We start from the raw sequence: 17,728 nt of genomic DNA on the forward strand, positions 1-17,728 counted from the left end.
AAATCCCAAACGGCGGGATTCACAAGAGTCCCTTAGCCCTTACTAGTTTTGATGTTAACCTGTTTAAAACCGCATGCCGGGCATTGATAAATCACATTTTGGTTGGATTGTGCCGTTAATACATTTTCCATTTCCCTTTCCTCACCGCATGCCGGGCATATCACCATTGGACTTTTCATTTACATCCCTCCATTATTAAGATGTCGTAAAAATCAATACTTCATTCAAGTGAAAATGGAACGGCTTCATTCACAATAAAAAAGCCGCTTCCAAAAGGAAGGCGGCTTTTCGTGATTTTTTTAAGATTGAAGAAGATCAAAGATTTCAATGGTAATCATATCAATATTATCGAATTGATATTTTGAAGATTTCCCTTTATCACTGTATACTTCAAGCTCGAACATTTCTGTTTTGCTGAAATATGTAACCTGGCACTTTTTCACACCATCTATTTCAAAAAAACGTTGAGCAGATTCAGATTCCTTCGCTTGCTCTTGAAGACTTTTCAATCTGGTAAGGATGCCCTGTAATTGAGACATACTCCCTCTCCTTTCTGAATAAAACCTTTTCGATAGGTTTCACTATACCATACTTTTCTATCCAGTAACCACGCTGAAATAAATTCAGAATAATTTAAAACTTCATTCTTTACATGGCACTATTAACAGAATAAAATAAGGAATGGATTTTGTACACGAAAAATTTTCTGGGGGTAGATTCTGTTGCAAAACATTAGTGAGCTTGGTTATCGCATTTCATTGATTGATGGTTTTGATTTGGATAGAAGAAATCGTACGGGAACATATGTAATTGCCGATGAAGACATCACCTTAGTCGAAACTTCCGCCAGCCCTTCCATCCCCCACTTAATGAAAGGGCTCGAACAATTGGGAATCGCCTTCGAAGATATTACATATATCATTCTTACCCATATTCATTTGGACCATGCAGGTGGAGCTGGACTTTTTTTACAGCATTGTCCGAATGCCAAAGTGATCGTCCACCCAAAAGGTGCACGGCATCTTGAGGATCCAACACGTTTGATTGCTGGCGCTAAAGCAGTCTATGGTGAGGAATTCAACAAGCTTTTCGATCCGATATTACCTATTCCTTTAGAAAGAATGCTGACTAAACATGATAGGGACTCCCTAAAAACAGGTGAAAATTCCAAGTTGACCTTTTATGACACACCAGGACATGCAAACCATCATTTAAGCATTTACGATTCGGTTTCAAAAGGAGTGTTTTCAGGCGACACCGTAGGCATTTATTATCGTGAACTCGATGAAGAAGGTTTGGAGTTTTACTTACCGTCAACATCGCCAAACCAATTTAATCCCGAAGCGATGCTTGCTGCAGCGGAATTGTATGAAAGCATCGGCGTCGAACGTATATATTTTGGCCATTACGGGGTATCGGAAAATCCTAGGGAAGTATATAAACAACTTCATTACTGGCTGCCTAAATTTGTGGATACTGCCAAATCGGCATATAGGGAATATGCTAACTTTGAGGAACAAGTGGCAATGACCAGTAAAAATATTTTCACGGAGGTCGCTGTTCATTTGAAAAAAAAAGGAATCACTGCTGATCATCCTGTTTTTGATATCATTACCATGGACCTTAGCGTAAGTTCCATGGGATTGATAGACTATCTGGTAAAACAGGAAAAGACTCGGTAGAAAAACCCTTAAGGTTTATCCCTATTCAAATGTCTGGGCATTATCTATAATGAAAAAGTAAACCTTACTTAAAGCATACATGGAGGAATGAAATGAAAGACGTTACACTCTATACCCAACCTGATTGCCCTCCCTGCAAAATCATGAAAATGTTCTTCGATGATAATAATGTCGTATACAAAGAAAAGGATATTAAAGCAGATGGACATGCACGTAAAGAACTGACTAATAAATATGGTGCCTATTCCACACCAACAGTCGTCATCGACGGGAAAGCCATTATTGGTTTTGAATTGGACGAAATAAAGAGAGAACTGAATTTATAGCAAAAAGTCTAGAGAAGACTGTGACCTTCTCTAGACTTTTTCATTTCAGCCTCCATACTTTTCAACTTTGAAGGACTTCCCTGGAAAATCCCTTAATTCATTTTTCCATTTTCGTACTTTACATCCATCACTTTCCAAATATTATTTTCCTTTTTCAAAGTAACTGATTCAACATGTTTTTCCATCGATGCAGGTCCGTCCCCTGTGCCTTGGAATTCCTCCTGAACATAAATGAAATCACCGTTTTCCCCATATACAATTTCCGTATTCTTGTCGTAACTGAAAAAAGGGATATAATATGGAGCGAAATCTGATCCAAATGCGGTATAACCGCCATCGACTTTCACTACATTCGCCTGGACAAACTTCTCAATGAAATCACCTGTAAAATGTTTATCCAACTTCTCTTCAATCTCTTCCTTAGTACTTACTTCCTCACTGATCGAACTTTGATTCTTCATGGCGTCTTGTACTAAAGATAGCACTTCCTCTCTATGTAAGCCCTCCGCTGAAGCAGTGAACCCTCCACTTAAGAATAGAAGGACACTGGCAAGACATGCAACTAAATATTTACGCATTACAATCATCTCCTAGTTATAGAATTTCTCCTAATGATTCGGATTTTTGCCTATGTCATTCAATACCCGTCCAGATCAAAGCCAAACTACAAAATAACATTCCCCCCAGTGTCCATTCTTCACAATAAAAAAGGAGATTTCATGATTATTGAAATCTCCTTTTCACAATTATCTAAAGGCATAGTAAAAAATAAAACTTACAACCAAAATCGTCCCAACAAAAAGAGAGACGAATATCGGGTTCTTTAAATAAGGATGTTCTTTAACTGAATCATCGATAGTCGAATCATATCTGGCTTTCACTTTCTGTGCCCTAGCTACAGAATAAGTATAGAAAAGTAGATATAACGCCATGACTGTAACGATTATGATTAGAATCCAGATATACGTGCTCAAAATATGTCTCCTCCAAGCGCATCATTTCTGCTTATCGTTACACATTTAAAGCGATTATATACATGAATCGTTTTTATAATAGGGCTTCATTTTCATATAAATAACTATAAGAAAGATCACAGAAAATGTATTCCTTATTATTCAGCGGATATGAAAAGGTCCGAATCGTTTCCCCCGTTTCGATATCACTGTATAAATCGGAAAGTCTTCCTTTTTTCTCGTTACGCATCTTTACGATATTTTCGAGGAAATAAGGTCTCCAGCTCCAATTTTTATTCATATAACTGGGTTGGACTAACCATTGCCCGTCTTTCTGGAGGATATTGGGGGATTTTTGATACCCCTCTTCATCACAAATGTAAAGCCGAAAACATACGGAATCCAATTTTTTCGCCAAAACTCCGAGAAATTCTTCATGGGAGCCGGTCCGCTTTTGCTGTTTTAAGAAGTTTTGCATATTCTCGTTGAATTGCAGAGTCTTTTGATAAACGGCTTCAAGCTTCTTGGTCTCTAAAGAAATAAATGACTGACATTCTTGATGGAATTTTTCACGAAGTAAATCCTTATTAATGAATTCGCCTTCCGGTTTCGCCAAGAAGTACCCTTGATAATATCGTCCCCCATTCTTCCATGCAAAGCGAAGCTGGTACTCGGACTCAATGTTCTCAAATAGTAAATTGGCGCCGATTTTTCGTGCAAGCATGCTTAGAGAAAACAGGATGACTTGATAGGCATCTCCTCCTGAAATGCGAAGCTGGTCCAAGTTAACTTTTAAAATATTCGGAGAAATCTGTGCAATCCGATCCAATTGCGTATCTTGTCCCAAATGATCTAAAGCTATCTTAATCCCATATGTTTTAAAGTAAGCTAGCACATGCTGCAAAGGATCTAAGTTTTCCGGACTTATCGTGTCTGATAATTCCAGCACGATCCGGTGCATTTCCTCCGGTTGAAAATGACGATGTAAAATCTCCATGAATTCTTCGCCATGATCCAGCATAAGCAAATTAGGATCTCTGTTGATAAAGATAAGAAAATCCTCACCATAGTCTTTTATTCTCTCTAAGGCAATTTCCAATACATAATTATCCACTTCCACCCTATACTCTTCCGGCACTGCAGAATCGTGAAAAAAAGGGCCAAGGCTTTTATATTCAGATTGTTCCTCATAGCGCCCTAGAATTTCATACCCGATTACCTGATGTTGATCTGCACTGAAAATCGGTTGAAAGAATGGTGTCACCCTGTCTAAGTTCTTTAAAATCTTTTCTGTATCCATGATGCATCTTCCCCCTAATTACGAAAACACCAATATGCCAAAATTATACCATTAGTTTCTGTCATTGATAATAAATAATTTCAATTCCTACTACATAACTCTTTTTTCAGAACATCAAAATCCCCCATTCACCCTATCCAATTGAAAAGGAATTATTGAAAAGGCATCGTCCCAGAAATGGAACAATGCCTTATGTCTTATCAAAAAGGGAAGAACCATGGTATCGTGATCACCATGATAACGCCAATGAAAATCTGTATGGATATCCCGATCATGATAAAATCTTTATGCTTGTAATCACCCGCCGTCATGACAAGCGCGTTGGTAGTGGCCACCCTTGGAGTGGATAACGCCAAACTGCCAGCAACGGCAAGGCATAGAAACACAGGAAGAGGATCGATTCCTTGATTCACCGCAGATGTCAGGGCAATGGGCGTCATGATTACCGTCGCGGCTCCATACGGGATGAATTGGCTCAGGATCAGTGTCAGGAGGTAAAAGACCGCTAATATGCCGTGTGCCCCGATATTACTGAATAAAACGGCCAGCCAATCACTTATCATTCTCACTCCACCCGTATTATCCAATGCAGCCGTTATTCCGAACATGGCGGCAATCAGTAGAACAGGTTCCCAGTTAATCTTTTGGTACGCGTCCTCCATCGATCGGACACAGCCAGTGATCACCATCAACAAGGCAGCCGTCAAAACCGATAGTACCGCAGGAACGGACTCCATCGACAAAAGAATGACCATCAATGCAGTGATTCCCAAGGCAATCCATGCTTTACCCTTGGAGTTGACCGGAGAGCCATCTTCCGAGGTACTTCCAATAACGATGACATCCTGTAAATCCGAGGAAATCCTCTCAATGTTCTCCCATTCTCCATGTATCAGGATTGCATCCCCCGGTTTCAGGCGTTCCGTTCCGACATCCGCTTGAATATATTCGCCATTCCGATTGATTGCCAGCACATTACATTGGTATTTCTCACGAAAATGCACATCTATCAAGGTTTGATTTTCATAGTCCGAGTTCGGGACGATTAATATTTCCGTCAATCCAAATCTACTGCTAAGAAAATGTTTCTTGATTTGTTCGGTATTGAAATGTTTAAACTCCAGTTCATAGTTAAGTGCCAATCTTTCAACTGCTTCTTCCTCTCCAAACACCAAAATGATATCTTCAGGATGAAGAACCTCATCCGCCCTGGCTGAAATCGTCAGCTGTCTTTGCAACAACGGCAATTGCTTATCCTTTGGCTTCCGCTGGATTTCAATCAAAGTCAATTCATACTGAATAGGAAGCTGGAGGTCCGACAGCCTTTCCCCAACAATATCGGAAGTAGCGGGTATATGCAGATAATGCAATCGGTCATATACTTTGTACATGCCGGCAAGCTCCCCTGCCGACAGTCCCTTGACACTATTGTTTGCTGCAATGGTCTTCTCGGGAAGCAATAGGCGTCCGAGTGTCAACATGAAGAATAAACCTGCTGCAAAGGCGATTAAGCCCACAGGTGTAAAGTCAAAAAATGCCAATGTACTTATTCCGTTTTGCCGTAATATATCAGCGACGATCATATTGGAGGGAGTACCTGTAAGTGTTAATAGCCCTCCAATACTGCTTGCATAGGCAAGGGGCAGCAAATACCTTGTCGGACTTGTTTTTTGTTGCAAGGCCATGCTCATGACGAGCGGAAGCAGTATGGAAACAATTCCTGTTCCGCTTAAAAATGCACTTAAAATTCCTGCTGTCAGCATGACGATAAGCAGCGATTTCCATTCACTGCCCCTACATAAACCCAACAGCTTATTTCCTGCCTTTTCTACGATTCCTGTATTTAACAGGCCGGCACCGACTATAAATAGCCCAGCCAGCATGATGACCACTTGATTCGCAAACCCGGCCACCAGTTCATCCAATGTAAGGATCCCCAGTAAACCCAGAATGGATAATGCACTAAGTGCAATTAAATCTGCTCGAAATTTCCCTTGTATAAAAAGCGCAATCGCGCATAGAAGTATAATCAGTGTTATAAACATTGGTTCGGTCATCATGTTACCTCCGTATAGATGTTCAATTTCAAACCGGACACGGTTTCATTAAACCCCAGTTTACATGTTTTTCATATGCTTTCAGAAGATATTTTCTTCATTTTATGTATATTGTTTGTTAGTATGAGGAAGTAACATTTTTAAATTAGATAGGTTGATTAATTTGAATAAACCCATATCCAGAAGAACATTCTTAAAGAAAAGTCTTGGTACATTGGCTACCTTAACCGGTTTAGGTATTGGAGGAAGCTATTATGCCCATAATTTGGAGCCAAAATGGTTAGAAATCAAGCATAAAATCATCAGCCATCCGCTTATCCCAAAAGGTTTTCATGGCATGAAAATGGTCCAATTCAGTGATACCCATTTAGGCTTTCAATTTCAGCTTAAAGATTTACAAGCAATTGTCAATAAGATAAACCAATTGGCCCCTGATATTATTTTATTTACCGGAGATTTAATGGACCAGCCTAATAAATACAAGGCTCACCAGAAAATCCCTCTCGTTTTGAATCAGCTCAAAGCCCCACTTGGAAAATTCAGCATCTACGGTAACCATGATCATGGGGGATATGGCTCAGAAATTTACAGTGATATCATGGAAAAATCCCATTTTAACATGTTGCAAAACACCTCAACTAAGGTTACCTTATTAACGGCTGAAGAAATAATCATTGCCGGGGTTGATGATGCCATGCTTGGAAAACCAGATTTTGAAAAAGCACTTTCTGGCATCCCGGAAGAAGTGTTCACCATTATGTTATCACATGCCCCTGATCTTGCCGACACATCAAGGACTTACGACATCCAGTATCAAATAAGCGGTCACAGTCATGGAGGTCAAGTACAAATCCCTTTTGCCGGTGCCCTTGTAACTCCCCCATACGCAGAAAAGTACCGGGAAGGTACGTATGAAATCGATTCATTAACGTTACATGTTAATAGAGGGCTTGGCACTACCCGTCTCCCCTATCGTTTTCTTTCACGTCCGGAGTTGACTGTTTACGAATTCCAAGCCGAAATATGATAGGAAAAGAATACAGGGGAAAACCGCCAGACTTTTAATAAAACCTGTGCGAATGAAACAACTTGTTGCCATAACCCATGTTAATGGACTCCTATGAATTATAGCATTAGAAGTATATCAGAGAAAACCAGATTTTTTTTACCATTACCAATGGTAGTTGCCATCAAGGTTATACCATAATTAAATAGCCACACAGGAAAGTGCCGATACACCCAAAAACAGACACCGATATATAGATAAGGCCATCTATATATCGGTGTTTCCTGATAAGTTCCAGCGTTTCCATACTGAATGTTGAAAAGGTTGTAAAAGCCCCCAGGAAACCTATTGTCAGAAAAACCTGCAAAGATAAAGCCCAGCTTTCTTTCTGTGGCAACGCCATTCCCAGCCCAAAGGAACCTATAAGGTTAATCAGTAAAATGCTAATAGGTATCGAGACGGCTGGCAATAGCCTATTAAAAATAATCTGCAAGGCATATCTGGAGGCCGCCCCAAAAAAGCCTCCTATAAAAACTGAAAGAGCCTCAATCAAAGGGACTCACCTCTCCGTCTATTAAAAAGGCCCAGTCCGAGGAAACCAGCGGCCAAACCAAAAAAAAGCGTGGCACCAAGATACAGTCCCGCCAATGGCAGGGAAGTCTGCAGTAGATTCACCCCTTCCTGGGAAAATGTGGACATCGTGGTGAAACCGCCACAAAACCCGCTGCCCAGCCCTAAAAAAACAAGTGATTTCCTTTTCGAGGCGAAATGGCCATGGATCATTCCAAGTAAAAAGCTGCCTACTATATTTATTAAGAGGGTTCCAAACGGGAATAAGGAATGGCCAGCAGTCAATATTACGCAATAACGCAATATCGCTCCAGCCGCTCCTCCAAAACCGACTGCAAAAATGCTTTTAAACCGATCCATTAAGGTCCCCCCAAACTTTTCACATAAGTAGATTCATTATAACAGATTAAGATGAAACAGGCTCTTTTCTTAAAAATATCCATACTATGTAAAGAATTTGAGAAAAGGAGGCTAATTATGCAAACACAGTATTTTCCTTACTACCATTATCCGCAGACCATAATGCTACAGAATGATTACAGAAATGCATATGGGAATGAATATGGACCTGAATATTGGAATGACGAGCGCTTCTTTCCTTTCTTTCCGCTATTGGCGCCTGTAGCTTTCGTTGCAGGATTGGCAATTGGACCGTTGCTTTTCAATAACCGTCCACCTGTCTATCCACCATATCCTCCTCCATACCCGCCAGCTTACCCTCCTTACCCCGCTTATCAAGCGTACCCTGCTTATCAAGGCTTTCAGGGTTACCAGCAGCAACAATTCGGCGCACAGGCTGGGGTATCCGAAAATATCAATATATACACTCAATGAAAGTTGGACAGAAGGCGACATAAACGCCTTCTTTTTCTTGGACCAAAAGGCGTCTGGTTGAATTTTACTTCCCTATATATTTTGAAGTGGTATAATATGAAAATGAATAGATGGTAAAGTGTTGGGAAATGATGGTCATACCCTAGAGATGTAGTACATGCATTATTTTTTCACTATTTTCTGCCTGGTTGCACACACGTCTCTATTTCAACCAATATATAAAAACAGGTTTTTACTGAAGGAAGTGTGTCTGTAACGTCCTTCTAACCTTATTTAGAAAAGGAGTTTCCATAATGAACCAAACGAAAGGACATTCTGAAAGGGATGAGTTTTCGATAAACTCCCTTGCCCAAGCCGTGTTTATTGTCAATAAACACGCAAAGACTGCATTGGAGCCCAAGAATTTATATAATTTAAAACGGCTCGCATTAAGCAAGCTTATGCAAGAAGGAAAAGCGAAGAAGATTGGACTTCATTTCTCTGATAACCCTCGCTTTGCAGCACAACAATCCGACGTCATAGTCGAATGCGGATCATATGTTTTTCATCTACCTCCCACTAAGGAAGATTTGAAAAAACTACCCCACCTCGGCAGCCGGGCAGCCTCCATACGGAACCCTAAAGCCGCGTTGTCATTATCCAAGGCAAAACAGATCCTGCAAACTTACGTTGGACAAGCAGGAGAAAAACAACCGAACCTTACCAACACCGAGAAAAGGGCTCACGGCCGTGGGTCGGTCAAGCAACCTTTTCACAATCCATTCCCATCCTCCTTTTTAGGAAAAGGTTCCAAGTATTAATTATTGATAAACCAAACGGGCCGTGAGGTAACGCCTCCTCGGCCCGTTTTCACTTTCATAAAACCAATCTGTCTATCAACTTTATAAGCTCTGCAATTTCAGGCTTGCTGATTTGTGCGTCAGCCCCTACGACCTGACCTTTATGACGCAGGCTTTCAGTAATCAAAGAAGAGAAAATAATCACCGGCAATCCAGCAAGTTCCCCGTTCTCCTTTATTCTCCTAGTCAAATGATGTCCATCCATTTGAGGCATCTCAATATCGGTAATCACCAGCTGCACTTCATCTTCAACCACTTTTCCTGATCCAATTAAATTCTCCAGATAATTAAATGCATCAAGTCCATTTTCATAAAACTCCAAGTACTTAAATCCAGCTTCTGACAATGTATCAAACAGCAGCTTTCTCAGTAAAGGAGAATCTTCTGCAATTAAGATTCTCTTGTCTGAATTTTGCCGGATACCAAGCTTTTTAACCTGTTGGATGTTTATTCCTGACTCTGGATTGATTTCGACCACTATTTTTTCAAAATCGAGTAACAGTAACATTTCGCTATTTAATTTTATCACCCCGATAATCTGACTTTCAAGGCCTTGATACATATCCGAAGGTTTTTCGATTTGTGACCAGGAAATACGGTGGATCTGTGTTACGGTATGGACATGAAAAACCACTTTTTGCTGATTGAATTCAGCCACTATGAATTTATCCTGCTCAGGTGTTTCAGATGGCGCAAACCCTAAAGCATCCGCCACATTCACAACAGGCAGGACTTCTCCGCGAAGCTCAATGATCCCCTCCACATTTGGATGGGAATGAGGGACAAGTGTGACGGGGACAGGATTAATGATCTCCTTCACCTTAATTACGTTTATGCCGAATTTATTCTTGCCGAGACCGAATTCCACTATCTCAAGCTCATTCGTTCCACTTTCCAGTAATATTCCTTTATTCGCTGTCATTGTTTCATCTCGCCCTTCTACTTTTTCATTTCATAATTCCATAAGTCAATTAACCGCTAGGAAAAATGTCATGGTTTTTCAATGAACTCATACCTAATAATTCGGTTAAATATTTCTTTTGTTTAGAACAAGAATAAAAAAAGAATCCAGAATTGATTATTTATTAAAGCCAAACTAAAAAGGGCCCCTCAGAGCCCCCCTTTTTCCAAGCACATTTTTCACCACTGCCCTTCCGGAAACAAAATCCAGCATACTCCCAATTTCTCAACTGAAACTTAGAATAATTACAGGTCAGTTGGTTCCTCTCATCTCTTTCGCGACCTTTTCCTTGGATTGAGCCAACCTTTTTTAACAAAGAATAAAAACATTATCAAGGCAATTCCGCCCATCATTCCAAGAATGAGGAAATATCCATAATGCCAATTTAATTCAGGCATATATTCAAAATTCATCCCATATACGCCCACTATGAAGGTCAACGGCATGAAAATGGTAGTGATGACAGTCAATGTCATCATCGTTGAATTCATATTATTAGAGTTCACAGACAAATAACTATCACGGATATCAGACGAAAAATCTCGATAGGATTCAAGCATTTCAGTCAATTTTAGAAGATGATCGTATACATCATTAAAATAAAGGTGCTGATCTTTCAAGTATTTCAGACGCTCTGATGAAATCATTCTGTATAATAAATCACGCATTGGTAATATGGTCCGACGGAGCCTCGACATATCTGTACGTAAATCGAAAAGCTGATCCATCAATTCGTTAATCGTGTCATTTTCAGTATTTTCCTCAATGCTACCCAATTCGCTTTCAATTTTATAAACAGGTGGGAAGAATTCATCGACGATCCTGTCAATTATCCTATGCATCAAGAAAAAGGGACTTTGCTTCAACATTTTATTACCAGCAATTTCTTCCCATACCTTTTCCAGTTCAAACATATCTTCCTTATGAAAACTGACTATCCATTTTTCACCGACAAACATATCCAATTCCACTGCTTTGAATATCTTCTCCCTTAGAGCATGAATCACAAGAAATTGATAGCCCTCATAAAAATCCATTTTGGGACGTTGGTTAAAATCATCCAGGCAATCTTCAATTGCCAGCGGATGAAAGTGAAAATGATTGGATAAAAGTTCGATTTCCCTGTTTGTTGGGTTGGAAAAATCCACCCAGTACCACTCGATATCCGTATTATTCATTTCCGTTAGCGGTAAATCAAAACTGACTTCTTGATTAGAAGTAATTGCGCAAGTCCTTATCATATGTATCAACCCTCAAAATTTTCTTATCATACATTATACCTTTAATTCATTAATCTCAAAAAGTTTTCTCCCCCATCCAAACTAAATGATAAAATAGAATGAATGAGAAAACATAGTACATAATTCATTTAGCGAGAAAAGGGAGGATATTCATAGATGGAACATTTAATAAACCCTCTAGTAAAAGACGTTCAAATATCAGGAATCCGTAAATTCTACAATATGGTCGCTGATATCGAAGGCACCATTTCCTTAACGATAGGACAGCCTGACTTTCCAACTCCAATGCATATTAAAGAAGCGGCGAAACTAGCCATCGATAATGACTATACCGTTTATACTCACAATGCAGGCTATCTGGAATTAAGGGAAGCCGCTTCAAAATATGTAAAGGATAAATACAAGCTTAGCTATGATCCGGCGAATGAAGTCCTAGTGACCTCTGGTGCAAGCGAAGGCATAGACATTACCTTTCGAACGATCCTCATTCCAGGGAACGAAGTAATATTACCGGGCCCGGTATATCCCGGATACGAACCCATCATTAAGATGTGCGGTGCAAAACCTGTTTATGCCGATACAACCAAAAATGGATTTCGTTTGACTGCTGATATAATTGAAAAGTACATAACGGATCATACTCGGTGCATCGTTCTGCCCTATCCATCGAACCCGACCGGGGTTACATTATCTCCCGAAGAATTATTGGACATTGCAGAACTTGTAAGGGGCAAGGACATCTTCATACTGGCCGATGAGATATACAGTGAACTGGTATTCGATCAGGAGCATGTTTCGATTGCCACTTTCTTAAAAGAACAAACCATCGTACTGAACGGATTGTCCAAGTCCCATTCCATGACCGGGTGGAGGATTGGCCTTCTGTTCGCGCCTGCAGCCATCTCTCAGCACATCCTGAAGGTACATCAATACAATGTGACTTGTGCCTCCTCCATATCGCAGAGAGCTGCCTTGGCAGCGTTGACGGCAGGCAAAGATGATGCCATCCCCATGAAGACTGAGTATGCACGGAGACGGGAATATGTTTACAATCGCTTACAGGCGATGAAACTGGAAATAATCAAACCAAATGGTGCCTTTTACTTCTTTATAAAGCTGCCTGAAGGTTATGCTTCTTCCCTTGATTTTTGCCTCAAGCTTGTTCAACGGGAAAAAGTTGCAGTGGTCCCTGGAGATGCCTTCTCCCCCCTTGGCGAAGGCTACTTCAGGATATCTTATGCCTATTCCATGGAAACCCTGGAAAAGGCTTTGGACCGTATTGAAGCTTTTTTAGCTATAAAGTAATCGAAAAAAAAGTGGCCATCAATTGAATGAACAATTGATGGCCACTTTCCTATATTTTCAAAGATGTCAGGCTACCGAAGGTTTTTCAACAAGCCAGTCAACTAATACAATCTCCGTAAAAAACGAATTTCCCGATATCCTTCTTCCTTATTTGTCGTGGTAAGGCTCACTTCAACGATGGACCCAAGTAAATCAGCCATCACTTCTTCAAATTCCCTTGAGGAGCGCGGCTTTGAAAAACCTAAACTCTTCAATTCGCGCATTAGGATCTGAAAACCGGCATTCGTTTCGATATGACTGAATTTCACCGGCAAGATTAGCGGACTTTCATTCATTAATTTCAAATCCCAACGAATGGGCTTGGTTTGATGAATGGTTTTTTCCAGTTTAAAACTTTCAATCCTTACAATATATCGACCATCTTCTAATTCCTGGAATTTCATGCTGATATCATCGAATTCGCCCATAGCTTTTCACTCCTTTTTGTAAGGCTGTCGCTATCAGCTTATTCATGATAAAGAAATGCTAGCACTTAATTATAATGTTTATATAATGCCTGTGTACCGCTATTTTCCTCGCCAGCTTTTGCCAGCCCCTCATATAGGGATTTGCTCAGGCTTAATCCAGGAGCGTCCATCCCCATTCTTTCCGCTTCGTCAAGTGCAATCTTCATATCCTTGATAAAATGCTTGATATAAAAACCAGGTTCAAAATCCCCTTCAACCATCCGCGGTACAAGATTGGACAGTGACCAGCTTCCGGCAGAACCCGATGAGATGCTTCTTAAAACCCGTTCCGGATCCAACCCCGCCTTAATGGCATAGGAAATCGCTTCAGTCACTCCGATCATATTAGATGCAATGGCGATTTGATTGCACATTTTCGTATGCTGTCCTGAGCCAGCAGGCCCTTGATGGACAACATTGCTGCCAATGATATCAAAAATGGGCCGGACCGCTTCAAATGCCTCATTAGACCCGCCGACCATGATCGTAAGCTTTGCATCACGAGCACCGATATCTCCTCCGGAAACCGGTGCATCCAATGATTCCATGCCTCTTTTCTTGGCTTCCTCTGCTATTTTCACTGCCAAAGATGGAGTGGAGGTCGTCATATCGATTAAATGGATTCCTGGTTTCCCATTCTCGATAAGCCCATTTTCCCCAAGATAGATTTCTTCCACATCACTAGGGTATCCTACCATGGAGATGATCACATTTGCTTTCTGCGCAATTTCCTTTGGTGCAGATGCCCACTTCGCACCCTGTGAGAGCAGTTCACTTGCCTTATCTTTCGTCCTTGTATAAACAAATACCTCAAATCCCGCCTTAAGTAAATTTGCTGCCATGCTTTTTCCCATAACTCCTAAACCTATGAAGCCGATCGCTTTGTTCGATTCCATCACTGCAGATTCCCCCCAATCATTATTTTCAAAATCCCTTAAATGGATTTTATCATTCCTCCATCAACTAAATAGGACTGCCCCGTTAAATATGTATTAGCACCTGAAACAAGGAAAGTAACGAACTTTGCAAATTCCTCGGGTTCCCCATAACGGCCGAGAGGGATTTTGTTAATGGATTGTTCAGTCATCTCCTCTGGAGTGACGCCTTGTTTCTCTGCATTCATTTTATCAAGGTGCTGAACGCGATCCGTTGCGATTCTTCCTGGTCCGACTGTATTGATCAAAATCCGGTCTGGCGCTAATTCAGTGGCTAACGTCTTTGACAATCCAACGATTGCAGTCCTGAATGTATTCGATAAAATCAATCCTGGAATCGGTTCCTTAATGGATGAAGAAGCAATATTAACGATTTTCCCTCCCTGTTTTTTTAGATGTGGCAAGCTCTCGCGGATCGTCCTTATAAAGCTTAATAAATTAAGTTCGAAAGATTGTTGCCATTCTTCATCGTTGAAATCTGTAAATGAACCCCCTGGAGGTCCTCCTGCGTTATTAATAAGAATGTCGATACCGCCGAACTCTTTAGCAGTATGTCCAACCAAGTTTTTAATATCTTCAGCTTTGGTTATATCCGTTACCATATAAGAAACTTTACCCGCACCAACCTGCGATAATTCCCTTTGCACGTCTGCAAGCTTTTCTCCATCACGGCTGGCTAGCATGACATTTGCTCCTTCTTTAACCAATTCAGCTGCCATAGCCTTCCCCAAACCTTGACTTGAAGCTAAAATCAAAGCATTTTTCTTTTCCAAATGTAATTCCATATACTATCTAACCTCCATTTTCTTAAAATTATAATTCCATTATACCGTCATAACCGTAAAGTGAAAAATCTGAATAATCATTCTTATGATTTTTTTATTTACAAAAAAAATAGCCGGTTGGATAACCCAACCGACGACAAAGGGGGAAATGAGAATGTCAGCTGCCCTAATAGAGCTAAACAACTGTGCATGGTTTTTATTTACCCCTATTTTGGTGCAATAAACATTTTTTCTCAAGAATTACAGGACAGCACCCCATCCGAAGGTTCTGGGGATGGGGTGCGTTTTTCTCATTTATTTATTTCTTCAAAGCGTTAAGTACCGCTTCTTTCACATTATCATTCGTATCCAGCCCTAAAACTTCCTGAGATAGTTTTGTCATATCTTCAAGCGAAAGTTGGCTAATTAAAGATCGTGCTTTTAAAATCGATGTGGCACTCATTGAGAATTCATCAAGGCCCAATCCGATCAAAATCGGGATGGCCACTTCATCTCCAGCCATTTCCCCGCACATCCCGGCCCATTTCCCTTCTTTATGAGCAGCATCTATAACCATTTTAACCAGACGTAAAATCGCTGGATTGTATGGTTGATATAAATAAGATACTCTCTCATTCATTCGGTCAGCGGCCATCGTATACTGGATCAAGTCATTAGTGCCTATGCTGAAGAAATCGACTTCCTTAGCAAATATATCAGCCATCACCGCCGTTGAAGGGATTTCAACCATGATTCCGACTTCAATTTTATCGGCAACTTGAACACCATTATCAAGCAATTCCTGCCTAACTTCAGCCAAAACGGCTTTAGCTTCCCGGAATTCACCTAGTGTGGCGATCATCGGGAACATGATTTTCAAATCTCCGTAAATGCTTGCACGAAGCAGGGCACGGAGCTGAGTCCGGAAAATCTCCTGCTCATTTAAGCAAAGACGAATCGCACGGTATCCAAGGAAAGGATTCATTTCCTTAGGAAGTTCTAAATAAGGCAGCTCCTTGTCCCCGCCAATATCAAGCGTTCTGACGACTACAGGCTTACCTGACATTCCTTCGAGTACCGCTTTGTATGCCTCGAACTGTTCTTCTTCACTTGGAAAGTCATTTCTGCCCATATAAAGAAATTCCGTACGATATAACCCGATGCCTTCACCGCCATTTTGATGTACGCCCTCCAGATCTTTCGGCGTACCAATATTGGCTGCCAGTTCCACATGATGACCATCATTTGTAACGGTTTGTTCGTGAACCAGTTTCGCCCACTCAGCCTTTTGCAAAGCATAGGCTTCCTGTTCCTCTTCGTAGCGTTTCACGAGTTCAGGAGTAGGATTGATGTGAACTTCACCCTTTAACCCGTCAATGATGACCAAGTCACCATTTTCGATGGACGAAGTCACTGACTTCGCTCCAACGACTGCTGGAATTTCCAAAGAACGTGCCATGATGGCTGAATGGGATGTACGTCCACCGATATCAGTCGTAAATCCTTTGACATATGCCGGATTCAATTGTGCTGTATCGGATGGGGTCAGATCCTCCGCAATGATGATCACTTCTTCAGCAATCATGCTCGGATTTGGAATATGAACACCTAAAAGATGTGAAAGAACCCGTTTCGTAACGTCACGGATATCCGCTGCACGTTCTTTCATGTATTCATTATCCATTTGTTCAAACATCGTAATGAACATGCTTGCGGTTTCATTTAAGGAAAACTCCGCGTTGACATTTTCTGATTGTATTTTGTCTTGAATTGGAGTAATAAGTTCAGGATCAGCCAAAACCAGTAGGTGTGCGTCAAAGATAGCGGCTTTATCCGCCCCTAAATCCTTTTCGGCCTTATCCCTGATTATTTCCAATTCATTTGTGGACTTTTGAATAGCTTCCTTAAAACGGGATATTTCCGCCCCGACATCTTCTATGCTTCTTTTTTCAATCGATAAATCTGGCTCAGTAAGTCGATAGGCTTTAGCGATGGCTATTCCGTTTGAAGCTGCTATTCCACTAATCAAAGTGGACATTATTCTGCTAATCCTTCTCTGTTCAACGTTTCAGCAAGTGTGTTTAATGCATCATTTTCATCGCTTCCTTCAGCAGAAATCGTAATTTCCGCCCCTTTGCCAATACCTAGTGACATTACGCCCATGATGGACTTAAGGTTCACTTTTTTCTCTTTATAAGCAAGGTTTATTTCTGAATCAAATTTTCCTGCAGCTTGTACAAGCAATGTAGCCGGACGAGCATGAATTCCTGTTTCTGCAGTCACTGTAAATGTTTTTTCTACCATATAAATCAATCTCCTTTAAGATAAATTAACAAAAATAGGTTATGTAAGGGGTTTTCTCCATCCAATCAGGAAAGTAATGAAAAAAGAAATGCCCTTTTCCTTTTCAGAATAGCATTATCATTCCCAACAAACAAACCAAAACTAT

General features: G+C 40.7%; 21 protein-coding genes. 6 read left to right on the forward strand and 15 right to left on the reverse strand.

The window, feature by feature from the left end:
- Window positions 1-32: 32 nt before the first annotated feature.
- Window positions 33-179: a hypothetical protein gene (locus IOC57_RS04660; RefSeq protein WP_207437622.1), complete on the reverse strand. Its 147-nt coding sequence runs from the start codon at window positions 177-179 to the stop codon at window positions 33-35.
- Window positions 180-299: 120 nt separating this feature from the next.
- Window positions 300-539: a YkuJ family protein gene (locus tag IOC57_RS04665; RefSeq protein ID WP_034314086.1), complete on the reverse strand. Its 240-nt coding sequence runs from the start codon at window positions 537-539 to the stop codon at window positions 300-302.
- A 183-nt stretch (window positions 540-722) separates the two neighbouring features.
- On the opposite strand from IOC57_RS04665, the gene IOC57_RS04670 reads away from it, so the two are divergent.
- Window positions 723-1,682, forward strand: a complete 960-nt coding sequence (locus IOC57_RS04670) for an MBL fold metallo-hydrolase (RefSeq protein ID WP_207437623.1) — start codon at window positions 723-725, stop codon at window positions 1,680-1,682.
- Window positions 1,683-1,774: 92 nt separating this feature from the next.
- Entirely contained in the window at window positions 1,775-2,008 is a 234-nt protein-coding gene (locus IOC57_RS04675; RefSeq protein ID WP_207437624.1) for a glutaredoxin family protein, read from the forward strand.
- 92 nt (window positions 2,009-2,100) lie between these two features.
- On the opposite strand, the gene IOC57_RS04680 is transcribed toward IOC57_RS04675, so the two are convergent.
- The 4 genes from IOC57_RS04680 to IOC57_RS04695 form a co-directional block, all read right to left on the reverse strand.
- Complete coding sequence (locus IOC57_RS04680) at window positions 2,101-2,586, reverse strand: DUF3993 domain-containing protein (protein WP_207437625.1); 486 nt, start codon at window positions 2,584-2,586, stop codon at window positions 2,101-2,103.
- 168 nt (window positions 2,587-2,754) lie between these two features.
- The gene (locus IOC57_RS04685) at window positions 2,755-2,982 is read right to left on the reverse strand and encodes a hypothetical protein (RefSeq protein ID WP_207437626.1); all 228 of its coding nucleotides are present in this window, start codon (window positions 2,980-2,982) and stop codon (window positions 2,755-2,757) included.
- 73 nt (window positions 2,983-3,055) lie between these two features.
- Window positions 3,056-4,261 (reverse strand): EAL domain-containing protein, encoded by a 1,206-nt coding sequence (locus IOC57_RS04690; RefSeq protein WP_207437627.1) that lies wholly within the window; start codon window positions 4,259-4,261, stop codon window positions 3,056-3,058.
- A 200-nt stretch (window positions 4,262-4,461) separates the two neighbouring features.
- Window positions 4,462-6,318, reverse strand: coding sequence for an SLC13 family permease (locus IOC57_RS04695; RefSeq protein ID WP_286184535.1), 1,857 nt, complete (start codon window positions 6,316-6,318; stop codon window positions 4,462-4,464).
- Between the two features lie 163 nt (window positions 6,319-6,481).
- Between IOC57_RS04695 and IOC57_RS04700 the strand changes: the two genes are divergently transcribed.
- Window positions 6,482-7,345, forward strand: a complete 864-nt coding sequence (locus tag IOC57_RS04700; protein WP_207437629.1) for a metallophosphoesterase — start codon at window positions 6,482-6,484, stop codon at window positions 7,343-7,345.
- Between the two features lie 169 nt (window positions 7,346-7,514).
- Here the strand turns inward: IOC57_RS04700 and crcB are convergent, their stop codons facing one another.
- Together crcB and IOC57_RS04710 are read right to left on the reverse strand one after the other, a co-directional pair.
- Window positions 7,515-7,877, reverse strand: coding sequence for a fluoride efflux transporter CrcB (crcB, locus tag IOC57_RS26445; protein ID WP_207437630.1), 363 nt, complete (start codon window positions 7,875-7,877; stop codon window positions 7,515-7,517).
- A complete protein-coding gene (locus IOC57_RS04710) occupies window positions 7,874-8,254 on the reverse strand; it encodes a fluoride efflux transporter FluC (RefSeq protein WP_207437631.1) in 381 nt (126 codons plus the stop codon). Before IOC57_RS04710 ends, crcB begins: the two co-directional genes overlap by 4 nt.
- Before the next feature lie 162 nt (window positions 8,255-8,416).
- Here IOC57_RS04710 and IOC57_RS04715 point away from each other — a divergent pair, with 162 nt between their 5' ends.
- Window positions 8,417-8,728 carry a hypothetical protein gene (locus IOC57_RS04715; RefSeq protein ID WP_396020769.1) on the forward strand — a complete coding sequence of 104 codons (312 nt, stop codon included), beginning with the start codon at window positions 8,417-8,419 and terminating at the stop codon, window positions 8,726-8,728.
- 293 nt (window positions 8,729-9,021) lie between these two features.
- The gene (locus tag IOC57_RS04720) at window positions 9,022-9,528 is read left to right on the forward strand and encodes a YkyB family protein (RefSeq protein WP_207437633.1); all 507 of its coding nucleotides are present in this window, start codon (window positions 9,022-9,024) and stop codon (window positions 9,526-9,528) included.
- Between the two features lie 55 nt (window positions 9,529-9,583).
- Here IOC57_RS04720 and IOC57_RS04725 read toward each other — a convergent pair whose 3' ends face one another.
- Both IOC57_RS04725 and corA read right to left on the reverse strand, forming a co-directional pair.
- Window positions 9,584-10,489, reverse strand: a complete 906-nt coding sequence (locus tag IOC57_RS04725) for a chemotaxis protein (protein WP_207437634.1) — start codon at window positions 10,487-10,489, stop codon at window positions 9,584-9,586.
- 305 nt (window positions 10,490-10,794) lie between these two features.
- Window positions 10,795-11,769 carry a magnesium/cobalt transporter CorA gene (gene corA / locus IOC57_RS04730; protein ID WP_207437635.1) on the reverse strand — a complete coding sequence of 325 codons (975 nt, stop codon included), beginning with the start codon at window positions 11,767-11,769 and terminating at the stop codon, window positions 10,795-10,797.
- 156 nt (window positions 11,770-11,925) lie between these two features.
- On the opposite strand from corA, the gene IOC57_RS04735 reads away from it, so the two are divergent.
- Window positions 11,926-13,074, forward strand: coding sequence for an aminotransferase A (locus IOC57_RS04735; protein ID WP_207437636.1), 1,149 nt, complete (start codon window positions 11,926-11,928; stop codon window positions 13,072-13,074).
- A gap of 101 nt (window positions 13,075-13,175) precedes the next feature.
- On the opposite strand, the gene IOC57_RS04740 is transcribed toward IOC57_RS04735, so the two are convergent.
- The 5 genes from IOC57_RS04740 to IOC57_RS04760 all read right to left on the reverse strand — a co-directional run bounded on the left by IOC57_RS04740 (window position 13,176) and on the right by IOC57_RS04760 (window position 17,583).
- A complete protein-coding gene (locus IOC57_RS04740; protein WP_207437637.1) occupies window positions 13,176-13,541 on the reverse strand; it encodes a hypothetical protein in 366 nt (121 codons plus the stop codon).
- Between the two features lie 65 nt (window positions 13,542-13,606).
- The gene (locus IOC57_RS04745) at window positions 13,607-14,524 is read right to left on the reverse strand and encodes an NAD(P)-dependent oxidoreductase (RefSeq protein ID WP_309487668.1); all 918 of its coding nucleotides are present in this window, start codon (window positions 14,522-14,524) and stop codon (window positions 13,607-13,609) included.
- On the reverse strand, window positions 14,515-15,300 hold the full coding sequence (locus IOC57_RS04750; RefSeq protein WP_207437638.1) for an SDR family oxidoreductase: 786 nt from the start codon (window positions 15,298-15,300) through the stop codon (window positions 14,515-14,517). Before IOC57_RS04750 ends, IOC57_RS04745 begins: the two co-directional genes overlap by 10 nt.
- 298 nt (window positions 15,301-15,598) lie before the next feature.
- Window positions 15,599-17,317 carry a phosphoenolpyruvate--protein phosphotransferase gene (ptsP, locus tag IOC57_RS04755; protein ID WP_207437639.1) on the reverse strand — a complete coding sequence of 573 codons (1,719 nt, stop codon included), beginning with the start codon at window positions 17,315-17,317 and terminating at the stop codon, window positions 15,599-15,601.
- Window positions 17,317-17,583 carry a phosphocarrier protein HPr gene (locus IOC57_RS04760; protein WP_034314127.1) on the reverse strand — a complete coding sequence of 89 codons (267 nt, stop codon included), beginning with the start codon at window positions 17,581-17,583 and terminating at the stop codon, window positions 17,317-17,319. Before IOC57_RS04760 ends, ptsP begins: the two co-directional genes overlap by 1 nt.
- Window positions 17,584-17,728 lie beyond the last annotated feature (145 nt).

The organism is Bacillus sp. SD075, from assembly GCF_017355165.1.
Lineage (GTDB): Bacteria > Bacillota > Bacilli > Bacillales > DSM-1321 > Peribacillus.